This is a genomic window from Pseudomonas sp. KCJK9000 (genome assembly GCF_046230725.1).
Lineage (GTDB): Bacteria > Pseudomonadota > Gammaproteobacteria > Pseudomonadales > Pseudomonadaceae > Aquipseudomonas > Aquipseudomonas promysalinigenes.
The window spans coordinates 58936-76657 of sequence record NZ_JBJJLN010000004.1 but is presented as its reverse complement, the minus strand read 5'-3'; the positions used below and the strand labels follow the sequence as shown (position 1 = coordinate 76657).

The 17722-nt window shown below is 57.4% G+C and carries 16 protein-coding genes and 1 pseudogene; 8 read left to right on the top strand and 9 right to left on the bottom strand.

The window, feature by feature from the left end:
* Window positions 1-103: 103 nt before the first annotated feature.
* Complete coding sequence (locus tag ACK59H_RS03245) at window positions 104-496, top strand: DUF3301 domain-containing protein (protein ID WP_060477618.1); 393 nt, start codon at window positions 104-106, stop codon at window positions 494-496.
* Window positions 497-508: 12 nt separating this feature from the next.
* Here ACK59H_RS03245 and ACK59H_RS03240 read toward each other — a convergent pair whose 3' ends face one another.
* From ACK59H_RS03240 to zigA, 3 genes are read right to left on the bottom strand one after another with little or no spacing between them, the layout of a single operon-like run.
* A complete protein-coding gene (locus ACK59H_RS03240) occupies window positions 509-1480 on the bottom strand; it encodes a CobW family GTP-binding protein (RefSeq protein WP_409264244.1) in 972 nt (323 codons plus the stop codon).
* 39 nt (window positions 1481-1519) lie between these two features.
* The gene (locus tag ACK59H_RS03235; protein WP_060477620.1) at window positions 1520-2146 is read right to left on the bottom strand and encodes a DUF1826 domain-containing protein; all 627 of its coding nucleotides are present in this window, start codon (window positions 2144-2146) and stop codon (window positions 1520-1522) included.
* Window positions 2143-3351: a zinc metallochaperone GTPase ZigA gene (gene zigA, locus ACK59H_RS03230; protein WP_060477621.1), complete on the bottom strand. Its 1209-nt coding sequence runs from the start codon at window positions 3349-3351 to the stop codon at window positions 2143-2145. The genes ACK59H_RS03235 and zigA overlap by 4 nt, the downstream gene beginning before the upstream one ends.
* 149 nt (window positions 3352-3500) lie before the next feature.
* Between zigA and ACK59H_RS03225 the strand changes: the two genes are divergently transcribed.
* Both ACK59H_RS03225 and folE2 read left to right on the top strand, forming a co-directional pair.
* Window positions 3501-3842: a glutamine synthetase gene (locus ACK59H_RS03225; RefSeq protein WP_155500243.1), complete on the top strand. Its 342-nt coding sequence runs from the start codon at window positions 3501-3503 to the stop codon at window positions 3840-3842.
* A 20-nt stretch (window positions 3843-3862) separates the two neighbouring features.
* Window positions 3863-4750, top strand: coding sequence for a GTP cyclohydrolase FolE2 (gene folE2, locus ACK59H_RS03220; protein ID WP_060477623.1), 888 nt, complete (start codon window positions 3863-3865; stop codon window positions 4748-4750).
* A 3-nt stretch (window positions 4751-4753) separates the two neighbouring features.
* Here folE2 and ACK59H_RS03215 read toward each other — a convergent pair whose 3' ends face one another.
* A complete protein-coding gene (locus tag ACK59H_RS03215) occupies window positions 4754-5281 on the bottom strand; it encodes a DUF3617 domain-containing protein (protein WP_060477624.1) in 528 nt (175 codons plus the stop codon).
* A gap of 129 nt (window positions 5282-5410) precedes the next feature.
* Here ACK59H_RS03215 and cls point away from each other — a divergent pair, with 129 nt between their 5' ends.
* Entirely contained in the window at window positions 5411-6850 is a 1440-nt protein-coding gene (gene cls / locus ACK59H_RS03210) for a cardiolipin synthase (protein WP_060477625.1), read from the top strand.
* Window positions 6851-6885: 35 nt separating this feature from the next.
* On the opposite strand, the gene cfaB is transcribed toward cls, so the two are convergent.
* On the bottom strand, window positions 6886-8070 hold the full coding sequence (cfaB, locus tag ACK59H_RS03205; protein ID WP_060477626.1) for a C17 cyclopropane fatty acid synthase CfaB: 1185 nt from the start codon (window positions 8068-8070) through the stop codon (window positions 6886-6888).
* A 208-nt stretch (window positions 8071-8278) separates the two neighbouring features.
* On the opposite strand from cfaB, the gene lpdA reads away from it, so the two are divergent.
* Entirely contained in the window at window positions 8279-9679 is a 1401-nt protein-coding gene (lpdA, locus tag ACK59H_RS03200) for a dihydrolipoyl dehydrogenase (RefSeq protein ID WP_060477627.1), read from the top strand.
* Between the two features lie 73 nt (window positions 9680-9752).
* A complete protein-coding gene (locus ACK59H_RS03195) occupies window positions 9753-10661 on the top strand; it encodes a LysR family transcriptional regulator (RefSeq protein WP_060477628.1) in 909 nt (302 codons plus the stop codon).
* On the opposite strand, the gene ACK59H_RS03190 is transcribed toward ACK59H_RS03195, so the two are convergent.
* Both ACK59H_RS03190 and ACK59H_RS03185 read right to left on the bottom strand, forming a co-directional pair.
* On the bottom strand, window positions 10647-11405 hold the full coding sequence (locus ACK59H_RS03190; RefSeq protein ID WP_371326762.1) for a substrate-binding domain-containing protein: 759 nt from the start codon (window positions 11403-11405) through the stop codon (window positions 10647-10649). The genes ACK59H_RS03195 and ACK59H_RS03190 overlap by 15 nt on opposite strands.
* 8 nt (window positions 11406-11413) lie before the next feature.
* A complete protein-coding gene (locus ACK59H_RS03185) occupies window positions 11414-12712 on the bottom strand; it encodes an MFS transporter (RefSeq protein ID WP_060477630.1) in 1299 nt (432 codons plus the stop codon).
* Between the two features lie 336 nt (window positions 12713-13048).
* Between ACK59H_RS03185 and ACK59H_RS03180 the strand changes: the two genes are divergently transcribed.
* Window positions 13049-14647 carry a methyl-accepting chemotaxis protein gene (locus ACK59H_RS03180; protein ID WP_409264253.1) on the top strand — a complete coding sequence of 533 codons (1599 nt, stop codon included), beginning with the start codon at window positions 13049-13051 and terminating at the stop codon, window positions 14645-14647.
* Window positions 14648-15027: 380 nt separating this feature from the next.
* Window positions 15028-15351: pseudogene (locus tag ACK59H_RS03175) on the top strand (DDE-type integrase/transposase/recombinase); the annotation flags it as partial.
* Window positions 15352-15447: 96 nt separating this feature from the next.
* On the opposite strand, the gene ACK59H_RS03170 reads toward ACK59H_RS03175, so the two are convergent.
* Both ACK59H_RS03170 and ACK59H_RS03165 read right to left on the bottom strand, forming a co-directional pair.
* On the bottom strand, window positions 15448-16578 hold the full coding sequence (locus ACK59H_RS03170; RefSeq protein ID WP_060477632.1) for a hypothetical protein: 1131 nt from the start codon (window positions 16576-16578) through the stop codon (window positions 15448-15450).
* A gap of 119 nt (window positions 16579-16697) precedes the next feature.
* Entirely contained in the window at window positions 16698-17705 is a 1008-nt protein-coding gene (locus tag ACK59H_RS03165; protein ID WP_060477633.1) for an SIR2 family protein, read from the bottom strand.
* Window positions 17706-17722: the final 17 nt, after the last annotated feature.

The following is a 17722-nucleotide window of genomic DNA, read 5'->3' as shown; positions in this document are numbered from 1 at the left end:
CTGTTTCAAGGTTTGTGCGGCGCGCAGTATGAACTCGATCGCCACCTGTACGACAGGCCAGTGGCGCAGTTAAGCTGGTTCGACCTGTTTGGAGCATACGTAAATGTTGACCCTGGAGAATCTCTTCGTCCTGATGTTGTTGGCCACGGCAGGCGCTTGGTTATGGCATAACCACGGGCTGCGCGAGAAGGCCCTGGAGCGGGTCAAACAGCACTGCGCCAAACTCGATCTGGAACTGCTGGATGACGCCGTTGCGCTCAAACGCATCGCGTTCATCCGCGATGCCAAAGGCAGGAAACGCCTGGCGCGGGTCTATGCCTTCGAGTTCACCGTCACCGGCGAGCAGCGCCACCCCGGCAGCGTGACCCAGTTCGGTGCCCATAGCGCACAGATTGAGCTGGCGCCCTACCCGTTCGAGATCAAGACACCACCACGGGCCGACAATGTGATTCAGATGCAGCAATGGCGCCAGGAGCATAACCGCTGGCACAACTGAGGCGCGCCGCGTCTATGTGATCAAGCATTGCGCCAGCGCCACTTGTAGAGGTGATGCTGGCTGGGCCTGCTCAAAGATTAACTCGATGCGCGTATCTTTGCGCCATTCGCTGGGCTGCCACTGCGGCACTTGGCCTTCCAGCCCATTGAACGATTGCCAGCCATGCTGGGTGTGGATAACACCCTTGGCGCGCTGCCAAGGCCATACGGCGAGAAATGCCTGCAGGCGCTGCGGGTCGAATTGCTGGCTCGGGTGCCAGCGCCACCCGATGCTCCAACCGCCATCCCCTGACTGTGCAGTACAGAACGGCAGGGTTTTATCTATCCACAGGGGTTCAGGAGTTGTGGACAGATCAGCATCCCTCAAATTATCCACAGGAAAACCGAGCTGTTGTGTTGTGGATGAACTGGGCAGGGTTTTCATATCAACCAGAGCCTGCTGGGTCCAGACACTGTTGATATCTTCTAATTTGTTATTTATCAACAACTTACTGAAATAACCCACAGTGTCAGCCTTGTTCAGCAGCACCAAGCCTGCCGCCTGCAGAGCCTGTTGTTGAGCTTCGGGCAATTCCTCACCCCTGGCTAACGCCTGGCCATCCAAAACCATGACCAATGGCTGCAACGCCAGCACTCCGACCCATGGAGATTTGCCCAACTGGTTGAGTAACTGCAAAGGATGACCCAGCCCGGACGGTTCAATGAATAGCCGATCTGGCCTCGCCTTGCGCAGCAGGCGGCCCAGGCCAACCTGAAATGGCATACCGTTCACGCAGCACAAGCAACCGCCAGCCACCTCACCGATAGCGATGCCGTCATCGTTATGGCTGAGCAGCGCCGCATCGAGACCGATTTGACCAAACTCATTGACCAGCACCGCCCAGCGTTCATTGCCCGGGCGCTGGGCCATTAGCTGCCGGATCAGGCTGGTCTTGCCGGCCCCCAGGGGGCCAGCGATGACGTGGGTGGGGATATTTCGCAGCATGCCAGCGCTTCTAAGTGGAATTCAGCCCACTATGCCCCGTCATGCCAGCCAGTCAAGGCTGAGCAACAGTCGCCGCTGCTGGCTGGCCGGGGAGCGGTGGATGAGCCCGGCGCCCTCATTACCGGCCCATTTTTCGCCTTTGACCAATGCAACGTCTCCCACGCCTAGGCTTCGAATGTTATCCACAGGGGCCTCAGCCAGGTGTAAGCCGACCCGTTCCAGAGCGCCTTCTTCAACCCACTCGCTGCCGGGCCCCACGTAGGTCGTCAACAGACGCACAGGCACGTTATCCACATGAAAGCGCGGGCACATCGCTCCTTGCAGCACCCTTAATCGCAACCCCACCCGCCGTGCGCCGAGCAGGCAGGTATAGGCCGACACCAACCACTTCACGTCAGCCACGAAGCTCTCGTAACCTTGCAGATCTGCTGCCTCCTGCAGCAAGCCAGGCAGAGCCGGCGGTTCATGTTCGTTCACATCGATAACGCGCTGGTCAGCCCACGGCTGGCCGAGGCTGACGGCCAAAACTGCGAAGTCTTCCAACTGGGCTGGCAAGCGCCGCTGCCAGACCGCCATGTTTACCCCGTCCTGATAGACCTCGGTAAACACCGATGGCGCCTCACCGAAAATCTGACGAATAGCCGCAGTCTTCAACGCCATGTTCATGCAGCAACCTCGGCATCCCATGCACCGAAGGGGTCAGGCAGCCTGGCCCAGCCTTTTGGCCCGAGGGCCATTTCCTCATCGTTAAGCAGGCAGGCGTCCAGCGCTGTGGATAACTGTGCGAAATCAATGTTCTGCCCGATGAAGACCAACTCCTGGCGGCAGTCACCGGTGTCTGCCTGCCAATGCTTGAGGATATCTGCTGTGCTCTGCTCATCCTGCGGCCAATGCTCACGCGGTACAAACCGCCACCACCGCCCTGCCAGGCCATAGCGCATCATGCCGCCAGCCTGCGACCAGCTACCGGCTTCCTGATATTTACTGGCCAACCAGAAAAAGCCTTTCGAACGCAGCAACCGGCCGTTGCTTCCAGTGTTGTGGATAAAGTCGTAGAAGCGTTGTGGGTGCAAGGGCCGACGAGCTACCCAAGTGCTCGCCGAAATACCGTATTCTTCGGTTTCAGGCACGTGCGCCCCGCGCAAAGTCTGCAACCAGCCGGGCGCCTGAGCGGCCTGATCAAAGTCGAACAGACCAGTATCTAGAATCCGTCCCAGCGGTACCTGGCCCATGACCATCGGCACGATCTGAGCGCGGGCGTTGAGGCTGCGCAAGATGGCGATCAGTTCTTCGCGTTCGTGCTGGCTGATCAGATCGATCTTGCTCAACAACAGCACGTCGGCAAACTCGACCTGTTCGATCAACAGGTCAGTGATGGAGCGCTCATCTTCTTCGCCCAGGGTTTCGCCGCGGCTGGCCAGGCTCTCGGCTTGCTGATAATCACGCAGAAAGTTCAGGCCATCGACCACGGTGACCATGGTGTCCAAACGCGCCATGTCGGACAAACTACGACCTTGTTCATCGCGGAAGGTGAAGGTTTCAGCCACAGGCAACGGCTCGGAGATCCCTGTGGACTCGATCAACAGGTAGTCAAAACGGCCCTCTTGCGCGAGCCGCGCTACTTCCTCCAACAGGTCTTCGCGCAAGGTGCAGCAAATGCAGCCGTTGCTCATTTCAACGAGTTTTTCTTCGGCACGGTTAAGGCTGACGTTGCGCTGCACTTCACTGGCATCGATGTTGATTTCACTCATGTCGTTGACGATAACCGCAACCCTGAGATTGTCGCGGTTGCGCAGTACATGATTGAGCAAGGTGCTTTTCCCGGCACCGAGGAAGCCGGAAAGTACAGTGACAGGAAGACGATTGGACATGGTGAAACCCCTTCAGGCTGCGCATTCGAAACGATGCATTGCACAATGTTATAAAGTAACAATACAATTTCGCCAAGTCACACTCGTCGAACGCATCTCTGGATACGCACATGACCCGGTCATCCATCGCCCTGACACTGCTGTGCCTGATGCCGTTGCCTGCAGTTGCATCAGCGCAAGGCAGTTCACTGGCGCTGTGCACCCGCAGCGCTACCTTGCTGGCGTGCCAGGATAACAAGGGCAGTTACTACAGCGTGCGTACCGAAGGTACCCAGCTCTACCTGCGCGGGTTCGATACCCAAACACGCCGGCTGTGGGCGCAGACCAACAGCCGCTACGGCTCACTAACGTTATTCACCGGCGTGGCAAGCGATGGTGAAGCTTGGTTTGGCTATAGCCGTCGCGTTGGCTGGACCACCTTTAACCGTGTCTCAAGCTCCAGTGGTCAACGTTTCAATTTGCATTGCAGCCTGGTCGGCGGATGTCGCTGACCTCAACGCCTGGTACCCCAATGACTAGCCTGACCCTTCCAGACATCGCCACACAGCCCCAAGAGCAAACCGCACCACTTGATTGGGTCGGGATGAGCGGCATCGCTTTACCCATCCAGTTTGCCGGCCAAACGATGGCGGCCATCGCCAGCGCCGGCGTGAGCCTGGTCGATGGGACAGCAAGGGGTATCCATATGTCTCGGCTCTACCTTGCGTTGGAATCGCTCGAACACCAGCCGTTGACCCCTTTGGCCCTGCGGCATCTGCTGGCAGACTTTATTGCAAGCCACGAAGGCCTATCAGACGCAGCGTACATCGACCTTAGCTTTGACTATCTTCTCAAAAGGCCTGCGTTGATCAGCCCACTTGCCGGCTGGAAGCACTATCCAATCACGCTGCGCGCCAAGATTGTGAATGAAATGTTCCACGTGGAACTATCTGTCGGTGTGCCCTATTCCTCGACTTGCCCTTGCTCGGCAGCGCTGGCCAGGCAACTCATCCAACAGCAGTTCGAGGCAGACTTCCCGGAGCAATCGCTCGAACGCGAGGCAGTGGTGCAGTGGTTAGGCAGCAGTGAGGGGATTGTAGCCACGCCTCACAGCCAGCGGAGCGAGGCGCAGATCGAAGTTCGTCTGAAGAACAATCTCGCTGCATTACCTATCAAGGAGCTTATCGATCAAGTCGAAGCCAGCCTTGGCACCGCCGTGCAGACGGCAGTAAAACGCGCAGATGAACAAGCCTTCGCGTTGGCGAATGGGCAGAACCTAATGTTTTGTGAGGACGCCGCAAGGCGCTTGCATAAAGCGCTACGTGCGTTGGAGTGGGCCACGGCGTTCAAGCTACGTGTGGTGCATGCAGAAAGCCTGCATGCCCACGATGCGGTCGCCGCTAGCCAATGGCAGTGGTGAATCTCAAGTACGTGGCTTGACCGTTCCACAGTCATTGCCAAGCCACACAGCTCGGGTATTCATGCTGCCTTGCTGCTGAACACCCGAGGCATTGAATGTGCCATTGACCTGCGTAGTGAATTCCTTGTCGCTGAGGAAGGTTGCCTGCCCGGTACCTTGGGCTTTGGGGCAACTGAACTGAAACTTCCAGACATTACCTGTCCGGTCGGTGATCTTTTGAGTGCAGCCAGATTTAGGGTCTTGCAAAGGAATGTCGTTGGTCTGCACCTGTTCAGGGGTTAGGCACGAGCGCACACCATTGCCACCTATGGTGACGCCCTGCTTGGCCAGCATTCCTTCCATCATGGCCCGCTGTTCAGGCGGCAGATTCTTCAACTGGCCCAGCATGAATTGCATGTCAGGTAACGGCTTGCCATCGACCTGCATATTGCTGGTAGTTAGCTCCCACAGGCCAGGTTGCAACATCTGTGCATGTACCAGTGGACTGCTCAGGCCCAACGCCAGAGCCAACAGTGGAAGACGAATTTTCATGAAACAACGCTCCTCGAAAAACCGGCCATCGAGCCGGGCTCAGGGTTAGACGCCAAATCCGCTTTCAGGTTGCAGGCAGACCTGGAACGTGTTCTGTTACCTGCTGTGTATTCGGCAGGCAGGATGCGTATGGATTACCACAGCCCCTATTTCTTCGGCTATGTGCTCGGGCTGATTCACTTGCTCGGGATCATCGCCGCGTTGCATGCGGTGTTCACCGTGCGCACCGCACAAGGAGCAATCGCGTGGGCGATGTCACTGTTCTTCATACCTTATTTCACACTGATTCCTTATCTGGTTTTCGGGGCTCGCTCATTCAACGCTTACATCAAAGCTCGGCGCCAGGCCAACCAGGAAATGCACGTTGCCATGGCCAACCTGAACTGGCGGCCGTGGGTGGAGGAAGCGCTGACCGCCAGAGAGTCAGAAAGCTACGCCGCGTTGCGCGCCATGCCAAAACTGGGACGGATGCCGTGCCTGGCGAACAACCAAGTCAGGTTGCTCATCAATGGCCAGGCCACCTTCGATGCCATATTCAATGCCATCGAGCAGGCTCGCGAAGTCGTGCTGGTGCAATTCTTCATCATCCATGATGACGAATTGGGCCAGGCCCTTCAGCGTTTGCTGCTGCGTAAGGCGGCAGAAGGGGTGCAAGTTTTTGTTCTGTACGACGGGGTGGGCAGCCACGCATTACCCGCCAGCTATAGCCAAGTGCTACGTGACGGCGGTGTACAGATCCATGCGTTCGCTACACGCCGCGGATGGTTCAATCGCCTGCAGGTAAATTTTCGCAATCACCGCAAAATCGTTGTGATCGATGGCCTGATCGGTTTTGTCGGGGGGCACAATGTGGGTGATGAGTACCTAGGCAAACACCGAGTCTTGTCACCCTGGCGCGATACTCATGTTCAGATCGAGGGGCCAGTTCTGGCTTGCCTGCAAGAATCGTTTGCCGAAGATTGGTACTGGGCAACCCGCGAGCTGCCTCCTTTGATACTGCCCGATACCTATCCAGACAATGGCGTGCTCTGCCAGGCCCTTGCCAGTGGGCCAGCGGACCCGCAGGAAACCTGCTCGCTGTTTTTCATCGAAGCTATTCAGTCGGCAACCAAGCGCGTGTGGATCACCACGCCCTATTTCATCCCTGATGAAGCCGTGTTTGCGGCGTTGCGTCTGGCGGTACTGCGCGGGGTGGACGTACGGGTACTGATCCCGGCGCGCCCCGACCATAAAATCGTCTACGCGGCATCAAGCCTTTTCGCATTCGAAGCAGTTCGGGCTGGCGTGCGTATGTTTCGATATCAGCCGGGTTTTCTGCACCAAAAGGTTGTACTGGTGGATGACGAAGTTAGTGCGGTCGGCAGTGCCAACCTGGACAACCGTTCATTCAGGCTCAATTTCGAAATCACCTTGCTCACTGTAGACCGTACCTTCGCCGATCAAGTGGAGGCGATGTTGCTGGACGACTTTGCGCAAGCTCGGGAGATCACTGCAGAGGACAGCCGTGACACCCACAGGGTGCAACAGCTGGGTATGCGCATCGCAAGGCTGATTTCACCTATCCTCTGAATGCTGAAGGGGCCGCTTATGCGGCCCCTTCCGGTTCAGCGGTAAAGGTCTTCACGCGTCCAAGGCAGGTCATGGTGCCCATCAGCATAAGGTTTCACGGCTAGAATCTGATGCAAGTTGATCCAGCCCTTCTCGAATGCATAGGCACAACCGGCCAGGTACAAGCGCCAGATGCGCAGGGTCTTCTCAGGCACCAGTGCGGCTGCCTTATGCAATTGATTCTCCAGGTTCGCGCTCCAGTGATGCAGTGTCTTGGCGTAGTGCAAACGCAGGCTCTCAACGTCCACCACCTCCAGCCCTGCTTCACAGATGCTCGCACTGATCATTGAAAGGTGAGGCAATTCACCATGGGGGAAAACGTACCGGTCGATGAACTCACCTGCTCCACGCCCCACAGGTCGGCCGTCGATATGCTTGGCAGTGATGCCGTGGTTCATCACCACCCCACCCTCTCGCACTGCCCCGAACAGCTTCTGGCAATACAGCGCCAAGTTGGCGTGCCCGACATGCTCGAACATACCAACGCTCACCACTTTGTCGAAGCGGCCGTCCTGAGGAAGGTCACGATAATCGAGAATCTGCAGATCAACTTTGTCCGCCAAGCCCTCGGCCTTTACCCGCTCGCGGCCCAGCTTCAGCTGCTCCTTGCTCAAGGTGATACCGAACACTTTGGCACCGTATTCGCGAGCAGCAAAACGCGACAGCCCGCCCCAGCCACAGCCCACATCCAATAGGTATTCACCAGCATCAAGGCGTAGTTTGCGGCACAGATGGTCGAACTTGTCCTGCTGGGCTTGATCGAGTGTGTTGTCCGGCTCGCGGAAGTAGGCACACGAATAGACCATGTCTTGATCGAGCCACAGTCGGTAAAACGCGTTGGAGACGTCGTAGTGGTAAGAAATGGCCTCGGCATCCGTGCTCTTGTCGTGGGCAAGGCGCTGAGGCGGCGCTTGATCCGAATCAACCAGCAACGCTTCACTGAGTTCGTCACACACCCGGATGGCTTCGCCAATATCGCCTTCCAGCTCCAGCTTGCCCTCCACGAATGCGGTGCCCAGCTGGTCCATGCTCGGGTGGGTCAACTGGCTGATCAACTGAGGCTCCTTGACCAGAATCGTGACCTGCGGGCTTGGGCCCAGATCGAATTGATTACCGTCCCACAGTTTGAGCCGCAGCGGCAGATGCAGGCTCTGCAGTGCCGGTGGAAGTTGAGCAAGCATGAATCACCCCTCCATTCCCTAATAGGCCACGACGCCTGATATTTCGAACGTCGCCGGAAAAGAGTAGTTCATTCGTGGGATGTTTCCTGCAGTGCAGACCAAGGTCTAGAGCGAGCTGGTCAGTCGCAACGCTTAGATTGTATACAATCCACCCTTCTCAGCTTAATCTTATGCCCCTCTCGCGCTTCCTCATCTGGAGTACACACCCATGAAATCCTACGACGTGGTGATCATCGGCGGCGGTCCTGGCGGCTATAACGCAGCAATCCGTGCGGGCCAATTGGGCCTGAGCGTGGCGTGCGTGGAAGGCCGCCCAACCCTAGGTGGCACCTGCCTGAATGTCGGTTGCATGCCGTCCAAAGCATTGCTGCATGCCTCCGAGCTTTACGAGGCCGCCAGTGGCGATGAATTCGCTCACCTCGGCATCGAGGTCAAGCCAACGCTGAATCTTGCTCAGATGATGAAACAGAAAGACGAGAGCGTGGCCGGCCTGACCAAGGGCATCGAATACCTGTTCCGCAAGAACAAGGTGGACTGGGTCAAAGGTTGGGGCCGCCTGGATGGCGCCGGCAGGGTCATCGTGAAGGCAGAGGACGGCAGCGAAACCGCGCTGCAAGCCAAGGACATCGTCATCGCCACTGGCTCCGAGCCTACTCCCCTGCCAGGGGTGAACGTGGACAACCAGCGCATCATCGACTCTACCGGCGCCCTTGCCCTGCCACAGGTGCCCAAGCACCTGGTGGTGATCGGGGCAGGCGTGATCGGCCTGGAGCTGGGTTCGGTGTGGCGTCGGTTGGGTGCTCAAGTCACCGTCATCGAATACCTCGATCGCATCTGCCCTGGTACTGATGAAGAAACCGCCAAGACCCTGCAAAAAGCGCTGGCCAAGCAGGGCATGGCATTCAAACTGGGCAGCAAGGTCACCCAGGCCAAGACTGACGCCGAGGGTGTCAACCTCACCCTTGAACCGGCAGCTGGTGGCCCCGCGCAGACCCTTCAGGCCGACTATGTATTGGTCGCCATCGGGCGCCGTCCGTATACCCAAGGTCTTAATCTGGAAAGCGTGGGCCTTCAATCTGACAAGCGCGGTATGTTGAGCAACGAGCACCATCGCACCTCAGTCCCTGGCCTGTGGGTGATCGGGGACGTTACCTCTGGGCCAATGCTGGCGCACAAGGCTGAGGACGAAGCAGTAGCCTGCATCGAGCGCATCGCCGGCAAGCCCCATGAGGTGAATTACAATCTGATCCCTGGCGTGATCTACACCCGCCCTGAAATGGCTACCGTGGGCAAGACCGAAGAGCAACTCAAAGCCGAAGGCCGGTCCTACAAGGTTGGCAAGTTCCCGTTCACGGCCAACAGCCGCGCCAAGATCAATCATGAAACCGAAGGCTTCGCCAAGGTCATTGCCGATGCCAACACCGACGAAGTGCTGGGCGTGCATTTGGTCGGCCCAAGCGTGAGCGAAATGATCGGCGAATTCTGCGTGGCCATGGAGTTTGCAGCCTCCGCTGAGGACATTGCCCTTATCTGCCACCCCCACCCTACCCGCTCGGAGGCTCTGCGTCAGGCAGCGATGAATGTGCACGGCATGGCCATGCAAATCTGAGGCTGCTGGCTCCGCCGGTTTTTTCGAAATACCATTGATGCACGCTTTCGATCAAACCAGCGGAGCCCCCCGGGTGAGCATCAACTTCGATCTGAACGACCTGCAGGCTTTCCGCGCTGTGGTAGAGCAAGGCAGTTTCCGCCGCGCCGCAGAGACCATTCGTATCACGCAGTCGGCACTGAGCCGGCGCATCGAAAAACTTGAATCGGCACTGGGCGTGAAGCTACTCGAGCGCACTACGCGCAAAGTTTCACTTACCAATGTGGGGCGCGCCTTCCTGCCTCAAGTCGAGCGACTGCTCGACGACCTGGACCTGGCGCTGCTGAGCGTGGGCGACGGTGGCTCGCTGCGCACCGGTACGCTGACCATCGCGTGCGTACCGTCGGCGGCCTACTACTTCATGCCCCATGCAATCCGCGCCTTCCACGCGCAATACCCTAAAGTGCGGCTCAATCTGTATGACGCTTCCGCCAACGAAGTCAGCGCCGCCGTAGCGTCGGGCGAAGCGGACTTCGGCCTGAGCTTCACCGGCAACCTGGCCCCAGAGATCGAGTTCAGCGTGTTGCTGGAAGAGCGCTACGTCATCGCCTGTCGGCACGATCATCCTTTGGCCAAAGCGCAGTCGGTGACATGGGCGCAGGCCTATGAACACGACTACATCACCTTGAACAAAGCCTCGGGCAACCGCCTGGTGCTGGATCGAGCCCTGGCCGGGATGCAGATTAGCAAAGACAGCGTATGCGAGGCCCGGCACGTAACCACCCTGCTGGGCTTGATCGAGGCGGGGCTGGGTATTGCGGCAGTGCCATCGATTGCCCTGCCGATGGCTCCCCATCCGATACTCGCCAGCGTTGCGCTGGTCGAGCCACAGGTCAGCCGGACGATGGGGCTGCTCCGGCGCCGCGGGCGTACGCTGACACCTGCGGCACTGGAGATGATCAGGCTGATCCGTGAACTGCCTGGCGTTTTACCTGGCGACTGAATCCAGCCCGGTGGCCTGCACCGCAGGCTGAACCTGGGGCGAGGCCAGGTACTGGAGGAACTGCTTGGCTTCGGCGGGGTGCTCTGCGGCTTTAGGGATGCCCGCGGCGAAGCGGGTGACCGATTGCAGGCTTTCCGGAATCTTGCCTACGTAGGTCACACCCTTTACGGGCAGCAGCTCGGCGACCTGCTGGAAGCCCAGTTCATAGGTCCCCTGAGCAACTTGCGAGGCCACAGGCACACGCTCGACCATGGTGCTTTTTGGAGCAAGTTGGTCCTGGATGCCTAGCTTCTTGTACAACTCCTTCTCGATATACACGCCACTGGCGCTGTCCGAATAGCCAACCGAGCGGGCAGCCAGCAAGGTCTTTTTCAGCTCGTCCGGGGTGCCGATGGCAGGCTTGGCTTGCCCTTGCTTGACCACCATACCGATGCGAGAGTCGGCAAGCTCGACGCGCGATGATGGGTCAACCTTGCCTTGGCGGATCAGCTCGTCCAGCGCGTAGCCGACCATGATCACCACATCGGCGTGCTCGCCGCGTGCCAGGCGATTGGGGATAGCCTCAGGCGCCTTGCCCATGGACGGGCCCAGCACGGTGACCAAGGTATCACCGCTTTTCGCGGCATACTGTGGCCCCAGTTCTTTGTAGGCGGCGGTGAAACCGCCCGAGGTCATGACAGTCAGTTCTGCAGCCTGTGCCAGGCTGCAGGTTGCGAGCAATGTCGCGGCGAGCAACGCTTTCATTGAAGTCCTCATGCGGCCACCGCTGCACGATGCGCCAGGCGACGGTAGAGCATCCAGGTAGCGACGAATGCACAGAGCGCGGCGAACATCATCCAGTAAGCTGGAGCGGCCTTGTCATTGGTAACGTGGATCATCCACGTGGAGATTGCCGGGGTAAAACCACCGAACAGAGCAGTCGCCAGGCTGTAAGCCAGCGAGAAACCTGCCACGCGCACCTCCACCGGCATGATCTCGGTCAGCGCCGGGATCATCGCGCCGTTGTACATGCCGTACAGGAACGAGAACCACAGCAGCACTTCGAGCATGTGACCGAAGGTGGGCGACTGCGCCAAATAGGTCAGCGCCGGGTACGCGGTGATCAAGGTCATCAGCGACATCGCCAGCAGCAGCGGCTTGCGGCCTACACGGTCACTGATGGCGCCACCGATGGGCAGCCAGATGAAGTTCGAAACTGCAGTGAGCAGGGTCACCAGCAATGCGTCGCCGGTGCTCAGTTGCAGCACGGTCTTGCCGAAGGTCGGCGCATACACGGTAATCATGTAGAACGCGGTGGTGGTCATGGCCACCATCAGCATGCCGAAGACCACGATACTGGAGTTGGCAGCCAGGGTAGCCAGCACCTGCTTCATGGTTGGACGATGCTTGCGGGCGGCGAATTCCTCGGTTTCCTGCAGGCTGCGACGCAGCAGGAAGATGACCGGAATGATCATGCAGCCGATGGCGAACGGCACGCGCCAGCCCCAATCGGAGATTTCGCTTGGGGTCAGCCATTCGTTGAGGGCAAAGCCCAGCGCCGCGGCGACGACGATAGCCACCTGCTGGCTAGCCGATTGCCAGCTGGCGTAGAAGCCCTTGTGACCCGGCGTTGCCATCTCGGCCAGGTATACCGACACACCACCGAGCTCGGCACCTGCCGAGAAGCCTTGCAGCAAGCGCCCAATCAGCACCAAGGCAGGAGCAAGCAAGCCGATGCTGGCGTAATTGGGCACCAGTACGATCAGCAATGTCCCGCTGGCCATGATCGCCAGGGTGACGATCAGCCCTTTGCGCCGGCCCACGTCGTCGATGTACGCACCCAGGATCACAGCACCCAGCGGGCGCATCAGGAAGCCTGCGCCGAACACGGCGAAGGTCATCATCAGCGACGCGAACTCGTTGGACGCGGGGAAGAACGCCGCCGCGATGTGGGTGGCATAGAAGCCGAACAGGAAGAAGTCGAACTGTTCGAGGAAGTTTCCGGACGTTACCCGAAAGACCATACCGGCCTTGGACTTGCCCTTGGAAACCGAGCTTGACGGCAGACTCATGATGGATCTCCAGCGTTTCTTAATAATTGTAAGTGCTTATTTCTGGAATGATCGTCGAAAGCGGCGCTGGAGATAATCGTTCATTTTTCATTAATTGATGCGTGAATGAGATCAATCAGTGTGTGAAGCCTCGCGTGCAACCGCGGCTTGAGGTGCGAAAACTGCTAGAGGCGGCGCCCTGTCCTGGGTCATAGCCAGCTTTGAAGCCAGATCTTTTAAGCCCCCTTCCCTCTAAGCCCCCTTCCCTCTCATATTTCCGCGAAGCGAACCGATACAACTGGGGCAGCCCGCCATCATTTGTCTTGGAGTCCGTCCGTGAACGTTAGAAACCTCAACTTGGCGCCGCGAGCAGCGCTGTTCTTCTCCCTGATCGTGGGGCTCGTTGTTGTGCTTGGGGTGTTCGCAGTCGCTCAAATGAGCAACCTGCGGGACATCGAAAAAGACGTCGAGCTCAACTGGATGGCCAGTATTCGCCAAACCTCGGTGATGAACGCGTCGATGCTGCGTCTGCGCTTGGAAACTCAGCGCGCCATCGCAGACCCCCGTAGCCTTCAGAAAACCCTGGAAAGCTTCCCTGAGTACCGCAAGGAAATGTCGGACGCCGTAGCCAACTATGAGCCGCTGATCGCCAGCGATCAGGAGCGCACCCTATTTTCTGCGGTCAAAACCAGCGCGCAGGCCTATCAGCAGCAGCTCGATCAGCTGGTCCCCTTGATGAGCGCGGGCAACATCGCTGAGGCCGTCAATCTGGTAGCCACTGGCATTCGTCCGCTGACCAGCACCATGGAAGACCAGATCGATCAACTTACCGATTTCAACGACAAAGGCGCCGCACAAGCGGGCCAAACCGCAGCCAACATCTACTCCACAGGTCGCTGGCTGGTGATCGGGATCATTGTCGGGGTGGTGCTGCTGACCATGGGGCTAGCACTGCTGCTGACCCGAAGCATCGTCTCCCCCATCAGCGATGCGTTGTCCGTGGCTGAGCGCATCGCCAACAGTGACCTGTCCAAGGACGTGAAGGTCACTGGGGCCGATGAAGCAGGCCGGCTGCTCAAGGCGTTGGCGCAGATGCAAGAGAACTTGCGCAATACCATTGTGCAGATCTCGGACTCCTCCACTCAGTTGGCCTCGGCCTCCGAGGAAATGACAGCGGTGACGGAGGCTTCCAGCCGTGGCCTGGTCGCTCAGAATGACGAGGTCAACCAGGCGGCGACGGCTGTGACCGAAATGAGCGCAGCCGTGGATGAAGTCGCTCGTAATGCAGAATCCGCCTCGCAAGACTCCAAACGTACCCAAGACTTCACCCAAAGCGGCCAGGAGCGGGTGGCGCAGACCTTGAAGTCGATTCAACGGCTCAGCGGCAACGTGGAGCAGACCAGCGAGCAGATCCAAGGCCTGTCGGATCGCGCGCAAGATATCTCCAAAGTCGTCGAGGTGATCCGCGGCATTGCCGAGCAAACCAACCTGCTGGCTCTGAATGCGGCAATCGAGGCGGCTCGCGCAGGTGAACAGGGCCGAGGTTTTGCCGTGGTGGCGGACGAGGTCAGGGCGCTGGCACACCGGACGCAGTTGTCGACCCAAGAAATCGAACAGATGATCGCAACCATTCAGGCCGACTCCGAGCAGGCGGTTCAGGCGATGAATACCAGCCGTGACCTGGCCACCCAGTCCCTGAGTATTGCCCAGGAGGCGAGCAGCTCATTGGATCAGATCGCCACTGCGATCACGCAGATCAACGAACGTAACCTGCAAATCGCCACAGCCTCCGAGGAGCAGTCCCACGTAGCGCGTGAAGTGGACCAGAACCTTCTGCGCATTCGCGACCTGGCTTCGCAAAGCGCTGCCGGTGCGAGCCAGACGGCGAGCGCCAGCAGTGAAATGTCGCAATTGGCCATCAACTTGAATCAGCTGGTAACGCGGTTCGTGGTCTGACATCGGAAGGTGGGCTGGATGGGTGGAGCCTGCTTCACCCTATGGCCCGCGTCGTATTTGGGTTTCAGAACGCTTGGAAAACTGCCTTGCTTTCGACCACAAGCGGCTCTCACCTTTAGCCCTGGTTTGGCCGGAAGGCTGCTGATGCTGCGATGAAAGCCGGCATGTTGATCAGGCAAACCAGCAATACTTTTCAAAAGTAATCATCAATGGCTCTGGCTGCTCTGATTCGTTCATCTCGCGCCGCCTCTACTTGCTCGAGCGACTGCACAGAGCATGCCTGCTCTTTGTAGCGATACATCTCCCCTGCAGGTTCGGCGACTACTACCCCGCCTTTGGCCAACAGCGCCAGCCGTGCGCCAGCAGGTAACCCAGTCAGACCACAAGGCGTGCTGTTTCACAGTGACCAGGGCAGCCAATATGGCAGCCGTAGTTTCCGCCAGCGGCTATGGCGCTATCGGATGACCCAGAGCATGAGCCGAAGGGGAAACTGTTACGACAATTCGCCCATGGAGCGGCTGTTTCGTAGCCTGGAAACGGAGTGGGTGCCGACGGTGGGTTACATGACGACAGCGTTGGCCGAGCAGCGCATCGGTCGCTACCTCATGCAGCGGTACAACTGGATAAGGCCGCATCAGCACAACGGCTTCATACCGCCGGCGGTTGCGGAAGAAAAACTCAATTCTGTGTCCGGGAATTGTTGACCACTACACATTAGCGAGGACTACTCATTTTGCACACTTAGCTCGGTAGTTTTTCTTCTACGATCGAACGGCATAACCTCAGTAGCCTCAAATGTCTCAAGCCGATGACAAGCGCAGCATAAGTGAATTACTCAGAGCATCGCGCAATCCCGTCGGAATGCTCGCTGGACCGTGCCGTGAGATTGGACTTACCATCTGCCCATCAAAAGCATTTCGGATTGTGTCGATGACATCGTCTGGTACGTTCGTCATATCGTATTGAACGATGGGAGTCGTGCCAGGGAACAATGTATGTATTGCCATGAGCTTGGCTAGCTCGGCCAGCTTATGCTCATGCGTTGCTACAAATGCAACCTCGACATGACCACCATTCACTGGTGGCTTCAAGAGTAGTTCTGGCATCCTCAACAGTAATAAATCCCACGCCGTAGCGGAAATATTTCTGGCTGCCTTCTTACGTGAGCTGTTCTCCTTGATACCAAGTAGAGAGCCTGCTTGACCGCTGAAATAATGCAACGCCAACTGACTTTCTCGCGCAAGGGAGAAATTCAGCGTGGAGCTGATGAACTGCTGATAAGCAATGTATTGTTCAGCGGGCGAGGCGCCTCTCATTTCGAACTCGCGCAATAGGACCATTTTCAGCAGCGCAATCTCTGTGGCTTCGACGGTCTCCAGAGCCTCGCGCTGACTATGGCTAGCGATAAATGAATGCACGTGCTTCTCGGCGATATCGTCAAGGGAATTCACGGCTTCTTTCGCAAGATAATGCTCAATTGCGGCCGGAAGCAGACGTACAGTACCCGTCGCCAGAAAACAATCGGTGTCCATCGCTAAGAAATGGTACAGCAACCGTAATCTCCTAGTGGCGTGGAGCAAAAAATTTGCATGCGTTGACTTTGCATACTGCTCCGTTAAAAAGAAGCCGGCGCTAATATCCCATCCTTCGCGTGAGACAAACTCAGTGAAGCCTCTCACGCCATCGCTGACCTTCCCACCGGACATTAATTCTGCAATGCCGTCGAGTAAGTTCGAATCGACCACGACCTTTGCGCAGGCTGGATAAGCCAGCTCGCCTTCATCCCAGTACTGCTGATTGATCAAATATGGCTGTTTCCCACCAAATTGATCAATAAGCATGACGGGCTTATTTATCCCGAATGTCTTCGTACCGCGTAACCAAGGCGATTGAATTGGAGAGTCCTTCACCAACCATTTGAATGCCGTCATGTTGCTCCTCCATTTCTCAGATTTTCGCACAACTGCTTACAAATCAGCCGTATTCTGCCAGCGACTTTAATACACGTGTCCCCTGGTCGGTACGCTGCTGTCAGGTTGCGTATTCACGCCTACCGACTGAGTGGAGGGTCGTTGGGAGAAACCGAAAATCTGAAGCTTCGCTGTTTTACCTTGGAACTCGATACGTTGAGCGTTTGGTAGCTATCCTGTTCCATGCATTTCTCTGGTAGAGATAGCAGTTCGGGATACGCCTTGATCCGGCCTTCAATCTCATCAGCGATGCGCAGATAGCACTCAGTATAGCTGTCCGCGATCACGTGAATTACCTCCACGTTGAGCGATTTCATGAGTGAAGTAACAGCCGTATCTTCATTGGGGGTTAGCCCCGCTTGGTAGTAAAAGACCTTGCCAGTCTGGTTGGCACGTCTACGTTTGTGAAGCAGCAACCACCAAATATCTATCTCCGTGAAATCCATGCCCAATCCAACGATGTGCAGGTGATCCCTGAGGAAATGGTCAACCCATGAGTAAATACTTCGCTCGTTTTCGAATTCGATCACGCCATTTTTGACCGGAGATGAAAGACGGTAATCAAGCGTCTTGATCTTTACGCCTTCAGTTACGTAATTGCGAATTTTCTGCAAGCTGCCTGCGTATTGGTCATACCCCAACACCATCGAACTGGGTCTAGCCGAGTCACCATGAATATGCCAAATATCCTTCGTGCCTGCCTGATAGCGGCGGAATAGGCTGTAACGGGATTCAGGATAAAGAAAGACCGGGTTGTAGAGCGGTCCTACAAATGCTTCCTCGATGGTAAAGTCGTAATTAGTGGTGAGGATAACCTTGAACGGGTCACAGATTCTTTGATGCGCCTCAATAGGTGTTATTTGCTCAAGCAGCTTAGCGAAGGCCACTTTAACTGCGTTTTCAGTATGCCGAAAGACCCCCGTCGATCGAGCGCAGAGCTCCTCGATGAACATCGAAAGGGGCTTGGACCCTAGGTGATGTATTAGCTCCTCAGCGTCGAATTGGGCGGCAAGCTCGCGCAGGAGCTGCGTCCAATCCTTCTGCAGCGCAGCCCGGTTGACGCCATTCCCTAGCAGCAGGCTATGCATGGAGTACTCGCTCTTGG